The following is a 13581-nucleotide window of genomic DNA, read 5'->3' on the forward strand; positions in this document are numbered from 1 at the left end:
CTGATCAAGGTGCCGGGGCTGATGGCCGAGGCGCTCAAGCGCGAGGACGAGATCGAGGTGCTGGCCCGCGAGATCGCCAAGGCGCGGGACGTTCTCTATCTGGGCCGGGGCACGGCCTACCCGATGGCGCTGGAAGGCGCGCTGAAGCTGAAGGAGATCTCGTACATCCACGCCGAGGGCTACGCGGCGGGCGAGCTGAAGCACGGGCCGATCGCGTTGATCGACGACGCGGTTCCGGTGATCGTGATCGCCCCGCACGATGCGACCTTCGAGAAGACCGTCTCGAACATGCAGGAGGTGGCCGCACGCGGCGGCAGGATCGTGCTGATCGGTGACGCCCGCGGCGCCGACGCCGCCGGCCTCGACACGCTCGCGACCCTGATGATGCCGGATCTCGACCCGGTGGTCGCGCCGATCGTCTACGCGGTGCCGGTGCAGCTGCTGGCCTACCACACCGCCGTGGTGCTCGGGAAAGACGTCGATCAGCCGCGCAACCTGGCGAAGTCCGTCACGGTGGAGTGATACGCTTTCCGCATCGTGAAGGCGATTGCGGAGCGATCGCCCGGAACGCGTAGGACGCTCGTCCGCACCAGCCCTTCGCGCGAGGAGAGCGCGCCGTCCCGGATCCGGGGCGGCGCGCTCTCGCGTTCGAGGGCGGCCTTTGCGGCCCGCCATGACCGCCGCCATGACCGCCCGCCATGACGGCGCCACGAATTCTTCCGATTCGCTCGATGTCATTTAGCCGGGATTAACCAAGGGGCCGTTCAATACGAAGGCTTAAGGTTGATCCTTTCCTAAACGGCCGAACTCACCGGCCCGTCGCGCTCACGCGTCGGCGGCCGGGCGGATCCGTGCGGGACTAGCCATCGAGTACAGGCCGCATGGACCTCGTCGCGTATTCGTCCGGTCGCCTCGCCCCGGCCTCCATCCGTCGCCGCCGCCGCAACCGGCGGCTCCTCGGCATCGCCGCCGTGCTGGGCGGCATCGGCGCCGCCGCCGGTCTGTTGCCGCGGGCGGATGCCCCGCTGCGCCTGGCGGAGACCGAAAAGCCCGTCTCGCCCCAGCGCCTGGCCGCCGTGACCCCGGCCGAGCTCGGCTGGATGCTCGCGCCGCAGGCGACGCTCGGGACCGATACGGCGGGCTTCGTCCGGGAGACGCTGCCCGCCGACGAGCGGCCGGTCGCCGCCGTCGCACCACTCGCCGGCAGCGACGCGGACCCGGCCCGAATCCCGGCACAAACCCCGGCCCCGGAGGCCTTGCGCCTCGCCGAGGCCGCACCGGCCGCCCTGGTGCCGCCGGGGCCCGGCCCGCTCGCCGCGGCGGTCCCGGCTCCCGTGCCGCTCGCTGCCATTCCCCTGCCGGTGCCGCGCCCGCCGGAGCTGCGCCCGACGCCGACCGTACTGGCGACTCGGGCGCCGCGGCGCCCGGTCCAGGCGCTGGCTTCGACCCAGAGCGTGTTCAAGGCCGCGCTTCCGGAAGAGCCGTCGCTGTTCGACCGGATCTTCGGGGGAGGGGGCGGGAGCGCCCCGTCGCAGACCCTGGCCTATGCCGCGCCGGGCGGTCTCGACCCCGCCCCGCGCCCGCGGCTGAGCGCCAGCCCCGGCATCGCGATCTACGACATCAGCGCCCGCACGGTGACGCTGCCGAGCGGCGAGTCGCTGGAGGCGCATTCGGGCCTCGGGCCGCACATGGACGACCCGCGCAACGTCCACCTGAAGATGCGTGGCGCCACGCCGCCTGGCACCTACGACCTCACCGAGCGCGAGGCCTTGTTCCACGGCGTGCGGGCGATCCGGCTCAACCCGGTCGGCGGCAGCGGCGCCATCCACAACCGGGTCGGGCTGCTGGCTCACACCTACATGCTGGGCCCGAGCGGCGCCTCGAACGGCTGCGTCTCGTTCCGCAACTACGACCGCTTCCTGCAGGCCTTCCTGCGCGGCGAGGTGCGCCGCCTCGTCGTGGTGCCGGGCGCCGGGTTCGGCGACCTGCCGCGGATCGGGCGGGGCGGTCCGTCGGACCGCTCGACGAGAGGGTGATCTTTCGCCAGGCTCCAGTCTGGACGCACTGTCAGATCGACTGGAGCGGTCGATCCGGCATCCGCATCGGCACCCTTGCCTCGTCCTCCCGGAGCCGCGCAGCGGAAACCGGGATCCATATACTCCGACGATGCAGGATGAAGCGGAGCGCTGGAGCCCTGCCCGATTGCAACGCGATCGGGCAGGGCTCCAGGTCTTCGGTTCTGCCGCATGTTCTGCGACGAACCGGTCTCCGCTTCGTCGAAAAATGCGCGAGTCGCCCCTTCCTCGATCCTCGGCGGTCATGGATCCCGGATCCTCGGCTTCGCCGAGCCTCGGGATCACGTGGAGGGCGCGGGTCCGGTTACCTCCGGGAGCCGCGCCCCCGGAGATCCCCACTCACTCCCCGTCGATCTTCGCGCCGATGATCGCGATGGCGCGCTGGTAGACCGAGGCGGCGTTCCAGCCCTGAATCGCCCCGAAATTCGGCTCGCCGGGCTGGTAGCCGGCGCCGGCGCGCCAGCCATGGGCCTTGAGGAAGTTTGCGGTCGAGTTCAGCGCCACCGACACGTTGTCGAGGCTGCCGCCGGTGCCGTAGTTCAGCACGTTCTTCGGCAGGAACTGGGTGTGGCCGACCTCGCCATGGGCGGCGCCACGGGTGTTCGGGCTCAGGATGCCACGGTCGACGAGGGTCAGGGCGGCGTAGAGCTGGTCGGTGAAGTAGGCCGAGCGGCGGCAATCATAGGCCAGGGTCGCCACCGCCGAGAGGGTGTTGACGTTGCCCTTCACCGCGCCGAAGCCGGTCTCCATGCCCCAGATCGCCAGGAGCGGGCCCGGCGGCACGCCGTAGCGCTGCTCGATCGATTCGAACAGGGCCGCCTGCGAGCGCTTCAGTGCCCGGCCGCGGGCGACGATCGTCGCGGCGCCGCGCTTGGCCATGAACTGGTCGAGGGAGAGCTTGAAGCTCCTCTGGCCCCGGTCCGCCGCGATGGTGGGGCTGGAATACGAGGTCCCCGCCAGGGCCGAGAGGGCGGCCGGGCTGGCGCGCCCACGGGCCTCGTCGGCGAATTCCCGCTTCCAGGCCTCGAACCCGGCAGCCGAGTTGCCGCATTGCGCGGCCTCCGCCCCTCCGGCCAGCACCGCGAGGCCCGCGGCGATCAGGGCCCGCCCGTAACCGCTTCTGGTCATCCCATACACTCCCTCGGAGCCGCGCCGCAGGCCTCGGGACCTCGGGCCGCCGCGGCTCCGTTCCTGGCAATCCATGCCTGCCCGACGGACGAGGCTACACTCCCGGCCGTCTGCGGAATCTTTACGGCGGGATTGCAACTCGCCCGGTCCTCGCCTTCCGGGTGAAGACGTGGCCGGCATCGTCGAGGCTGGATGTAGGGCCGGGGAGGGAGGGTTGGGACCGAAAACCAGGCGGCGTGGCCTTCCGGCCACGCCTCGTGTCGAGGCGATCGCCCGGCCTGAGGCCTCAGGCGGCGAGTCCGAAGATCGCCCGCGCCTCCGCCGGGCTCGCTGGCGCGCAATCGAGATGGGCGAGCAGGCTCACCGCCTTCTCGACCAGGGCCGCGTTGCTCGGCGCGAGTTCCCCGCGCGACAGGTACAGGTTGTCCTCGAGCCCGACCCGGACGTGGCCGCCGGCGGTAGCGGCGAGCGCCACCATCGGGAACTCGGCCCGGGAGATGCCGAAGGCCGACCACACCGCGTCCTTGGGCAGGCGGTCGCGCATCTGCAGCAGGGTCTCGGGCGTCGCCGGCGCCCCCCACGGGATGCCGAGGCAGATCTGGAACAGGGGCGGCGAGTCGAGATGGCCCTCCGCCAGGAGATGGCGGGCCAGCTCGATCTGGCCGAGGTCGAACACCTCCAGCTCGGGCTTCGCCCCGGCCTCGCGGATCAGCGCCCCCATCGCCCGCAGGTGGGCGGGCGTGTTCATGAAGGCGTGCTCGCCGAAATTCATCGTCGCCACGTCGAGGGTGCAGATCTCCGGCTTCAACGCCGCGACGTGCCGGGTGCGCGCCTCCGGCGAGGCCAGCGTGGTGCCGGGGCCCGCCACGGCCGGATCGGGATCGCCGGCGACGTAGCGCCCGCCGGCGCCGGTGGTGAGGTTGAGGATGACGTCGGCGTTCGCCTCGCGGATCCGCTCCACCACCTCGCGGTAGAGCGCGAGGTCCATGCTGGGTTTCGCCGTCTGCGGATCGCGGACGTGGATATGGACCACGGCGGCCCCCGCCGCGGCCGCTTCGAGTGCCGATTGCGCGATGGCCTGCGGGCTCACCGGCACCGCCGGGTTCTTGGACGGGGTATCGAACGAGCCGGTGAGGGCGCAGGTAATGACGGTCTTGCGAGACATGGATCCCTCCCTCAGAGCATGCCGCCGTCGACCACCAGGGTCTCGCCGGTGACGTAGGCCGCGCCGGCGGCGAGGAACAGCATCGCCTCGGCGATGTCTTCGGGGCGCGCCATGCGGGCGAGCAGGGTGCGCGCGACCGATTCGGCCTTGCGCTCGGCCGGCCAGGTCGCGGTCCACGGCGTCTCGACGAGGCCCGGGGCCACGGCGTTGACCCGCACCTCCGGGGCGAGCGCCCGGGCGAGGCTGCGGGTGAGGTTCACCAGACCCGCCTTGCTCGCCGAGTAGGCGATGCTGGAGCCGCGCCGCCCGAGCCCGGCCACCGAGGCGGTGTTGACGATGGCACCCTTGGCCTGGCGGAGCGCCGGGGCGGCCGCATGCGCGCAGCGATAGGGGCCGATCAGGTTCGTCGAAAGGATCGTCTGCCAGAACTCCTCGGTCATCGCGTCGAGGTCGGTGAACTCGATCGGCACGGTCGAGGCCGGGGTGCCGGCATTGTTGATGAGGATGTCGAGGCCGCCGAGGGCGTCGATCCCGCGCGCCACCATGGCCTCGGCCTCGCCCGGCACCGACACGGTGCCGGCGAGCGCCCGGACCTTCAGCCCCTCGGCGGAGAGCCGCGCGGCGGCGTCCGCCCCGCGGGCATCCTCGGCGAGGTGGTTCAGCATCACCTCGGCGCCGCACCGGGCGAACAGCGTGACGGCGGCGAGCCCGATCCCCGAGGCGCCGCCGGTGACGAGCACCCGGCGCCCGTCCAACTTCGCACTGATCATCGACGTTTCCACCCTGCGAAATGTTGTTTCGCGGGAGAGTGGCGGGACGGCGCGAGCTTGTCCAGCTTGGCGCATGCATGGGGGTGCGCTGCCCGCGCGGCTCGACGGGGGCGGGGGGCATGGCATGATCGCGGGTCGGCAGGAGACGGTCGCTGCCTGCGAGCGGGCGTGTCCCCGAACGCGAAATATCCGTCCCGTTCGCAACCTCAACTCGAGGTGCAGCCGAAAGCAGCCTCGAAGGAGGGATCCGGAGATCGCAGGAAGTCCTGAGGTGCCGGCCGATCCTCGGTCGGCACCTCAGGACGAGGCGAGCGGGTGGGAGGACGAGGGCGGTGAACCGAACCGCCTCTCAATACTCCCAGAAGATCCGCTGCAGCTCCTTGGTATCGTTGGTCCTGGTCAGGGCGACCGCCGCCAGGATCTTGGCCTTCTGCGGGTTCAGGTCGTGGGCGACGACCCAGTCGTACTGGTCGTCGGGCTGCTCGGCGTTGCGCAGCACGAAGCCGTCGCCGACGCGCGAGGAGCGGATGACGATCGTGCCCTTGGCGCGCAGGTCCTTGAGGGTATCGACGGCGTAGCCCGCCACCGAGCCGTTGCCGGTGCCGGCATGGACGATCGCCTTGGCGCCGCCCTGCACGGCGGCGGTGTAGGCGGCCGGGTTCATGTTGCCCGAGCCGTAGACGATGGCGACCTCCGGCAGCGTGTCGATCGTGTCGATGTCGAACTCGGAGGTGGTGCCGTGGCGCTTCACGGGGGCGCGGAACCAGTAGGTCTTGCCCTCGACCACCATGCCGAGCGGGCCCCACTGACTGGTGAAGGCGCTCGGCTTGATGTTGACGCGCTTCGTCACGTCGCGGCCGGACTGGATCTCGTCGTTCATCGTCACCAGCACGCCCTTGCCCTTCGAGGCCGGGCTCGCCGCGGTGGCGACCGCATCGGCGAGGTTGAGCGCGCCGTCGGCCGAGATCGCCGTGGAGGGCCGCATCGAGCCGACGACCACGATCGGCTTGTCGCTCTTCACGACGAGACCGAGGAAGAGCGCGGTCTCCTCCAGGGTGTCGGTGCCGTGGGTGACGACCACGCCGTCGACGTCGTCCTGCTTCAGGAGAGCCGAGACGCGCTTGGCGAGCTGTACCAGCTGGGCGTTGGTGAAGCTCTCGGAGGCGATCTGGAACACCTGCTCGCCGCGGACGTTCGCCAGCTCGCCGAGCGACGGCACGGCGGCGATCAGCTTGTCCACCGGCACCTTGGCGGCCTGATAGGTGGCGCTGTTGCTGGCGTCGGCGCCGGCCCCGGCGATGGTGCCGCCGGTGGCGAGGATCACCACGTTGGCCTTGCGGGCGGCGGCCGGCGCGGTGGTCGCGGTGGCCGGCATCTCGCGGGCGACGGCGCCGGCGAGCGGCAGGCCGGCGAGCACCAGGGCCGCCAGGGCGGGCGCAAGGACGGGCAGGCAGGCAGGACGACGGGAGCGCATGGTCGGGTCCTCGTGAGGAGGGAATCGGGCGCCAGAGCGGGTAGCAGCCTCGGCCGTTTCCCGCCAGCCGGGCGCCCGATGCCGCAGCGGCGCCGACGAGGACCGAATGGCGGAGCCGGCAACTTTTCGCAGAATCGGGCGTTCTTAAAATACGCGACGCCGAGCGTCCCGCGCCAGCGGATACTGGTCAGCCCTGCTTTTAGGAAATCATCATGTCCGAGCCTCAGGACATTCTCAAGCCGCGCTTCACGCAGCATATCGATATCCATTGTCCCGACGACCGCGCCTACTGGGCCGGACAGTTCGGGGTGAGCGGCGACGAGCTGCGGGATGCCGTAAAGATGGTCGGTTCGCGCGTCACCACGGTGGCGGCTCACCTCGGCCGCCAGGCGGCGTAACCGCAGACGACTTGCCGTGAGCGCCGCGGGCCGGAGACGGTCCGCGGCGTTTTTCATGCCCACTCCATGTCGGTCGCGTCACGATCCGGGGCGCCCTCGGCGTCGTCCCGGGGTCACGACTTCATCGATCCTCGGGACGACATTGCGGGTGTCGGAACCGCCGCGTCACACGCCGTAAACGGCCTCTTCAGCCCCGCAACACCGCCTCCACCCCGGCGGCGATCTCCAGCAACCGCCGGTCCTGCCCATGCCGGGCGAGCAGCATCAGGCCGACGGGCTTCGCCTGTCCGGGAATCGGCAGCGAGATGCCGGTGAGGTCGAACAGGTTCCCGACCATCGTGTTGCGCAGCATCAGGAGGTTGAGCCGGCCGAAGGCCGCGTCGTCCTCCGCCACCGAGGCGATGCTGGGCGCCGGGATCGCCGTCGCCGGCAGGGCCAGCACGTCGAGGGGGGTGAGGCGCTCGTCGCCGGCCTCGATCAGCGCGGCGCGGCTGCGCATCATCCGGATGTAGCTCGCCGCCGTCACGGTGCGGCCGCGGCTGATCCGGGCATGGACCCGCGGGTCGAAGGCGGCTTCCTCGGCGTCGAGCCATTCGGCATGGATCTCCGCCGCCTCGACCGCGGCGATCGGGCCGGCGGCCGTCGCCTCGGCCATGCGGGCGAGGAGGTCGTCGAAGGGCGTGTCGCCGATCCGGGCGCCGGCGGCGCTCAGGGTCGAGAGGGCGCCCTCGAAGGCCTGCGCCACCAGCGGGTCGGTCTCGGTGAACAGGAGCCCGCGCGGCACGCCGATCCGCAGGTCGCGCAACGACGCCGCCTTGAGGGGACGGTACTCCTCGCCGGCCATGACGGCGTCCGCCGCCGCGCAGGCCTCGACCGAGCGGGCCAGCGGACCGATCGAATCGAGCGAGGGCGAGAGCGGGAAGGCGCCGGCGAGCGGCACGCGGCGGGCGGTCGGCTTGAACCCGACCACGCCGTTGAGCCCCGCCGGGATGCGGACCGAGCCGCCGGTATCGGTGCCGATCGCGATGTCGCTGGTCCCGAGCGCCGCCGAGACGCCGGCGCCGGAGGACGAGCCGCCCGGTACCAGGCTCGGGTCGGCGGCATTGCCGGGCGTGCCCCAATGCGGGTTGAGCCCGAGGCCCGAGAAGGCGAACTCGGACATGTTGGTCTTGCCCAGGATCACCGCACCGGCCCGGCGCAGGCGGGCGACGACCGGCGCGTCCTGGAGCGCCGCCTCGGCCCGGCGCCGGATCGACGAGCCGGCGGTGGTCGCCTCGCCCTGGACGTCGAACAGGTCCTTGATCGACACGATGGTGCCGTCGAGCGCGCCGAGCGACAGGCCGGCCTTGCGCCTCGCGTCGGCCGCGTCGGCGGCGGCGCGGGCGGCATCGGGGTAGAGCTTGGTGAAGACGTGCCGGCTTGCCGGCTCCTCGATCAGGGCGAGGCGGCGTTCCAGGTCGTCGCGAACGGTGCTCATCGGTCGGTCTCCGGGGTGGGTGCGGGACGAAGGCGGTTCGCCAGCAGGATCCCGCCGTTCCACGCGAGGGTGATCAGGAGGGCGAGCGGCAGGGCCAGGGCGGGCCCGATCCGTTCGACCGTGACGGCGAGGGCGAACAAGGCCGCCACGAAGCCGAGGAGCCCCGGCAGGCTCAACACCAGCACCGTCGCGGTCGCCGCCCCGCCGATGCGGGGATGCAGGATCACCGCCAGGCTCACCATCACGACGGGCGCGAAGGCCAGGATCCCGGCGGCGCCCGGACCGGCGAGGCGCCCGGCCAGCACCACCGCGACGACGAGGGCCATGACGATGCCGGCCCGGACCAGGGTGTCGCCCGCGCGCTTGCGCCGCGCCGGCACGAGGCCGCCCTTGCGCCAGCGGCGGCAGAGCCTGATGCATCCGACGATCACCCCGACCGCCACGAGGGCGGCACCGGCGAGGCCGCCGCCGAACCGGGTCAGGCCGAGGACCGCGACGATCCAGACGGCGAGGGAGAGGACGAGCGAGAGCGCGACGCCGAGGCGGCGGGCGAGGGCGGCATACGACGCGATGAACAGGGCGGTGGCGGCGATGGCCGGCAGGCTCGCCACGGCGCTCTCGCGCAGGAAGCCCGCCTCGTGGTCGAGGGCGAGGAAGGTGTAGGCGGGTCCCGCCGAGAGCGGCAGGGTCGCGATCATCGCGCCGACGAGGGGTCCGGCCCGCTCCACCGCCAGCGACGCGAGGACCACGATCGCGGCGCTCGCCAGCATCTTGGCGAGGAGCGCCGCCCAGAAGGCGGCTCCCCCGATCCCGGCGAGCGCGGTCACGGCTCCCATCGCGGTCTCAGGCGACCACGGGCAGCACGGCGACGTCGTAGGCGTGGGTGAGGGTGCGCTTGAGCACCGGATCCTCCAGCTCCATCTCGAACCGGTCGGCCGGGCGGATGCCGCCGATCGCCCCGAGGGTCCCGCCGAACATCACCGTGCCGGGGGGGAGATCCGGTCCGCCGGGACGGCGCGCCAGCAGATCGCCCGGGGTGCGGAGCGCCGTCAAGCCGCCCTCCTGGTAGAGCACCCGCTCGCCCGCGATGGTGGCGTAGGCGCGCAGCACCAGCTCGTCCCAGTGCGGCTCGACCTCGTCGAGGCGCCACAATCCGGTGCCGACCGGCTTGCCGCAGAGCTGCTTGGAGAGCGCGATGCCGACGGTCTCGGCCTTGCGGTCGGTGTGGTCGGAGCCGAGCCCGAGCCAGAGCCCGTCGGCCAGCGACACGATCACCGGCTCGGCTTCGCCGGAGGAATCGGGCCCGAGCACGTCGAGGCGGGAGGCTTGCGTGAGAATCGCCGCGGCGGCGCGGTAATAGACCGGGACCGAGGAGGGCGGCGGCACGCCGATCGCCGCCAATTCGTCGATGTGGTGGCGGATCGCCGCCTCGTCCCGCCCGGCCCAGCCGGCGATGACCAGGGTCTCGGGCGAGATCGAGATGGTGTCCCGCCGCCCGGCGGCGTCGCGATGGAAGGTCAGCATCGTGTCGTGTCTCCAGATCATTCCGCGGGGGCCAGATCCGCCGCGCCCTCGCGCCAGCGGGCGAAGCCGATCACCAGGATGCCGGCCAGCAATTCCAGCCCGGCGACGACGTACAGCCCGTTGCTCGACGTGCCGGTCAGCGTGTTCGAGAGACCGACGACGTAGGGGGCGACGAAGCCCGCGAGGTTGCCGATCGAGTTGATCGCCGCGATGGCGCCGGCCGCCGCGGTGCCGGCGAGAAACGTCTGCGGCAGCGACCAGAAGACCGGGAAGGCCGCCAGGATGCCGACCGCCGCCACCGTGAGGGCGAGGAAGGCCAGGACCGCGTGGCCGATGAGGGCGCCGGTGGCGGCGAGCCCGGCCGCCGCGATCAGGCTGGCGATCGCGCAATGCAGCCGGCGCTCGCCGGTGCGGTCGGAATGCGCGCCGGTCCACACCATTGCGATCGTTCCGGCGATGAACGGGACCGCGGCGAGGAAGCCGATGGCGATCGCCCCCTGCACGCCGATCTCCTTGATGATCGACGGGGTCCAGAACGCGATCGTGGCGTTGCCGCTGACGATGCAGAAATAGATCAGCGCGCAAAGCCAGACCCGGCCGTCGCGGAGCGCGGCCTTGAAGCTCGCCTCCTTGCCGGCGGCCCGGCCCTCGGCCTCGACGATCGCCGTCATCGCGGCGGCGACCTTCGGCGAGAGCCACGCCGCGTCCTTCGGCCGGTCGGGCAGGAAGGCCAGCACCGCGGCGCCGGCGACCAGCGACGGGATGCCCTCGAGGATGAACAGCCACTGCCAGTTGGCGAGCCCCGAGACGCCGCCCATCGTGCCCATGATGAGCCCGGCGAGCGGGCCGCCGACCACGCCCGCGATGGCGAACGAGGTCATGAACAGGCCGTTGATGCGCGAGCGCTTCGCGCTCGGGAACCAGTAGGTCAGGTACAGCACCACGCCCGGGAAGAACCCGGCCTCGAACACTCCGAGCAGGAAGCGGACGGCGTAGAATGCGATCTCCGACTGCACGAAGGCGAGGCTCATCGAGGCGAGCCCCCACAGGATGGTGATCCGCGCCAGCGTCTTGCGGGCGCCGATGCGCTCGAGCAGCAGGTTGCTCGGCACCTCGAACAGGAAGTAGCCGATGAAGAAGATGCCGGCACCGAAGCCGTAGACGGCCTCGCTGAATTTCAGGTCCGACAGCATCTGCAGCTTGGCGAAGCCGACGTTCACCCGGTCGATCCAGGCCAGGATGAACAGGAAGACCAGGAACGGAATCAGCCGGAGCGTCGCCCGGCGATAGCCCTCGTCCAAGTCGCTGGCGCTCACGTCGTCCACCCTCGTCATCGCTCTTCTCCCGCGGTCCGCGAACCCGGCCGCCCGGCGTATGGTTCTGCAAGTACCATGCCTGTGATATTTCACAAGCAGCCTCAAGCGGGGCGTGCCCCGTGGTAAGGGGGCGGTGATCGAGCGGAGCGGTGTCGGTGGCCAGAGCGCGTGCAGGTTCGTGCCCAACCTTGTCGCAGAACGAACGCGCCTACCGGCGGCTGAAGGACGACATCGTCGCGTTGCGGCTGAAGCCCGGCGACGCGCTGAACGAGGCCGGCCTCTGCGCCGAGCTGGGACTCGGACGCACGCCGGTGAACCAGGCCCTGCACCGGCTGATGCACGAGGGTCTGGTGCGGATCCTGCCCCGCAAGGGCGTGCTGGTGCAGCCGCTCTCGATGGACGAGTTCGCCCACCTGATCGAGGTGCGCCGCCTCACCGAGCCGCCCTGCGCGGCACTCGCCGCCGGCCGGATCGGGCCCGATGCCCTGGCGCGGCTCGACGCCGTGCTGGCATCGAAGCCCGACGACCTCGACGCGATCCTCGACTCGGACCGGCGCTTCCACGCCCTGATCGCCGAGGCCTCGGGCAACCGGGTCCTCGCCGAGGTACTGGCCGGACTGCACGGGCGCTCGGTGCGGTTCTGGGCCCTGTCGCTCGCCACCGGCCACCACCTCGCCGAGGTGGCCGAGGAGCACGCCGTCATCCTCGACGCCCTGCGCCGGCACGATCCGGAGGCCGCGGCGGCGGCGATGACCGCCCATATCGATTCCTTCGCCCGCACGCTCGCCGCGCGACTGGGGTGACGCGCGGCCGATCCCGGGGCATAGATGCGCCGCCATCCGGGGAGTCACGCGACCGATGACCGACATCCGCCCCCGCCGCAGCGCCCTCCTGGTGCCGGCCACCGCGACCGCCCTCGCGGCGGCACGGTCCGAGCCGGCCGACGCCCTGATCCTCGACCTCGCCGATTCGCTCTCCCCCGCCGACAAGGAGGCGGGCCGGACCCTGATCGCCGCCGGCCTGAAGCAGGGCGGATTCGCCGCCGCCGAGCTGGTGGTGCGGGTCAACGGCCTCGACACCCCCTGGGGCGAGGCCGACCTCGCCGCGGTGGCGGAAGCCGGCCCCGACGCGGTGCTGGTGCCGCGGGTCGAGGAGCCGGAGGATCTTGCCGGCATCGGCAGCCGCCTGCGCCGGCTCCACGCCCCGGAGCGGGTCCGGCTCTGGGCCTGCCTCGACACGCCGCTCGGCATCCTGTCGGCGGAAGCGGTGGCGAGCGCGGTGCGCGACGTCGATGCGCGGCTCGCCTGCCTCGTCGTCGATGCCGGGGCGCTCGCCCGCGAGGGGCGGCTGCCGCCGGGCGCGCCCGAGGCCGGGCCGCTGCTCGCCTGGCTCGCCACGGCGCTCGCCGCCGCCCGCGCCCACGACCTCGACGTGCTGCTCGACCCCGCCGACCGGCTCGATATCGGCCGCGCCCGCGGCCTCGGCTTCGACGGGGCGGTGGTGACCTCGCCCGCAGGGGCCCGCCGGGCCGAATCGGCCTTCGCGCCCGATGCCGACGCGCTGGCGGCGGCCAGGGCGCTGGTCGCGGCCTTCGACGCGCCCGAGGCGCGCGGTCAGGCCGGCATCGCCCATCTCGGCCGCACGGTGCTGCGGCGCGAGGCCGACGAGGCGCGCCGGCTGATGGCCCTCGCCGAGGCGGTGGGCGGCCGCCCGGGCCGTTCCGCATGAGCGACCCCGACAGGGCGAGAAACGACGCGACGGGCCTCGACGTGGCGGTGCGGATCCTCGATCCCCGCCTGCCGGGATGGAGCTTTCCGCGCTGGGGCTCGGCGCTCGCCGCCGGGCTCGACCTCCATGCCTGCCTCGACGAACCCGCGACCCTGGCGCCCCAGGGTCCGCCGCTCCTGATTCCGGCCGGCTTCGCCCTGGCGATCCGCGATCCCGGCTGGTGCGCGATGATCTATCCGCGCTCCGGGCTCGGGCATCGCGAGGGGCTGGTGCTCGGCAACACCGTCGGGGTGATCGACGCCGATTACGAGGGCCCGCTGATGATCTCGGCCTGGAACCGCAACCCGCCGGGGAGCCTCCCCCTCACGGTGGGCCCGGGCGAGCGGATCGCCCAACTCGTCTTCACCCGGGTGGTGCGGCCCTCCTTGAGGGTGGTCGAGGCGTTTCCGGAGAGTGGGGCGGAGGCGGGGATCCGGGCCCGCGGCACCGGGGGCTTCGGCTCCACCGGCCGCGGCTGAGCCCGCCC

General features: G+C 72.3%; 14 protein-coding genes. 6 read left to right on the forward strand and 8 right to left on the reverse strand.

Translation table 11 applies throughout. From position 1 onward, the window contains the following. Window positions 1-522 (forward strand): SIS domain-containing protein (locus G4G93_RS21050; RefSeq protein ID WP_165086898.1); only part of this gene is annotated, 522 nt, incomplete at its 5' end. A 359-nt stretch (window positions 523-881) separates the two neighbouring features. Beyond that, window positions 882-2036: a tlde1 domain-containing protein gene (locus G4G93_RS21055; RefSeq protein WP_165086899.1), complete on the forward strand. Its 1155-nt coding sequence runs from the start codon at window positions 882-884 to the stop codon at window positions 2034-2036. A 378-nt stretch (window positions 2037-2414) separates the two neighbouring features. Here G4G93_RS21055 and G4G93_RS21060 read toward each other — a convergent pair whose 3' ends face one another. The 4 genes from G4G93_RS21060 to G4G93_RS21075 form a co-directional block, all read right to left on the reverse strand. Next, window positions 2415-3203: a lytic transglycosylase domain-containing protein gene (locus G4G93_RS21060; protein WP_165086901.1), complete on the reverse strand. Its 789-nt coding sequence runs from the start codon at window positions 3201-3203 to the stop codon at window positions 2415-2417. A gap of 286 nt (window positions 3204-3489) precedes the next feature. After that, window positions 3490-4368, reverse strand: coding sequence for a 3-keto-5-aminohexanoate cleavage protein (locus tag G4G93_RS21065; protein WP_206289931.1), 879 nt, complete (start codon window positions 4366-4368; stop codon window positions 3490-3492). 11 nt (window positions 4369-4379) lie between these two features. After that, the gene (locus G4G93_RS21070; RefSeq protein WP_165086902.1) at window positions 4380-5138 is read right to left on the reverse strand and encodes an SDR family NAD(P)-dependent oxidoreductase; all 759 of its coding nucleotides are present in this window, start codon (window positions 5136-5138) and stop codon (window positions 4380-4382) included. Between the two features lie 349 nt (window positions 5139-5487). Further along, the gene (locus G4G93_RS21075; protein ID WP_165086904.1) at window positions 5488-6612 is read right to left on the reverse strand and encodes an asparaginase; all 1125 of its coding nucleotides are present in this window, start codon (window positions 6610-6612) and stop codon (window positions 5488-5490) included. Between the two features lie 212 nt (window positions 6613-6824). Here G4G93_RS21075 and G4G93_RS21080 point away from each other — a divergent pair, with 212 nt between their 5' ends. Beyond that, window positions 6825-7010 (forward strand): DUF3606 domain-containing protein, encoded by a 186-nt coding sequence (locus G4G93_RS21080; RefSeq protein WP_165086906.1) that lies wholly within the window; start codon window positions 6825-6827, stop codon window positions 7008-7010. A gap of 187 nt (window positions 7011-7197) precedes the next feature. Here the strand turns inward: G4G93_RS21080 and G4G93_RS21085 are convergent, their stop codons facing one another. From G4G93_RS21085 to G4G93_RS21100, 4 genes are read right to left on the reverse strand one after another with little or no spacing between them, the layout of a single operon-like run. Further along, window positions 7198-8487, reverse strand: coding sequence for an amidase (locus tag G4G93_RS21085; RefSeq protein WP_165086907.1), 1290 nt, complete (start codon window positions 8485-8487; stop codon window positions 7198-7200). Next, complete coding sequence (locus G4G93_RS21090; RefSeq protein WP_165086909.1) at window positions 8484-9323, reverse strand: hypothetical protein; 840 nt, start codon at window positions 9321-9323, stop codon at window positions 8484-8486. The genes G4G93_RS21085 and G4G93_RS21090 overlap by 4 nt, the downstream gene beginning before the upstream one ends. A gap of 7 nt (window positions 9324-9330) precedes the next feature. After that, complete coding sequence (locus tag G4G93_RS21095) at window positions 9331-10011, reverse strand: DUF2848 domain-containing protein (protein WP_165086911.1); 681 nt, start codon at window positions 10009-10011, stop codon at window positions 9331-9333. Window positions 10012-10028: 17 nt separating this feature from the next. Then, window positions 10029-11345: an MFS transporter gene (locus G4G93_RS21100; protein ID WP_165086913.1), complete on the reverse strand. Its 1317-nt coding sequence runs from the start codon at window positions 11343-11345 to the stop codon at window positions 10029-10031. 170 nt (window positions 11346-11515) lie between these two features. Between G4G93_RS21100 and G4G93_RS21105 the strand changes: the two genes are divergently transcribed. The 3 genes from G4G93_RS21105 to dut are packed head-to-tail and all read left to right on the forward strand — an operon-like array spanning window position 11516 to window position 13573. Further along, complete coding sequence (locus G4G93_RS21105) at window positions 11516-12130, forward strand: GntR family transcriptional regulator (RefSeq protein ID WP_206289932.1); 615 nt, start codon at window positions 11516-11518, stop codon at window positions 12128-12130. A gap of 55 nt (window positions 12131-12185) precedes the next feature. Further along, a complete protein-coding gene (locus G4G93_RS21110; RefSeq protein WP_165086915.1) occupies window positions 12186-13055 on the forward strand; it encodes an aldolase/citrate lyase family protein in 870 nt (289 codons plus the stop codon). Then, window positions 13052-13573, forward strand: a complete 522-nt coding sequence (dut, locus tag G4G93_RS21115) for a dUTP diphosphatase (protein ID WP_165086917.1) — start codon at window positions 13052-13054, stop codon at window positions 13571-13573. Before G4G93_RS21110 ends, dut begins: the two co-directional genes overlap by 4 nt. Window positions 13574-13581 lie beyond the last annotated feature (8 nt).

The organism is Methylobacterium sp. DB0501 (genome assembly GCF_011043735.1).
GTDB lineage: Bacteria > Pseudomonadota > Alphaproteobacteria > Rhizobiales > Beijerinckiaceae > Methylobacterium > Methylobacterium alsaeris.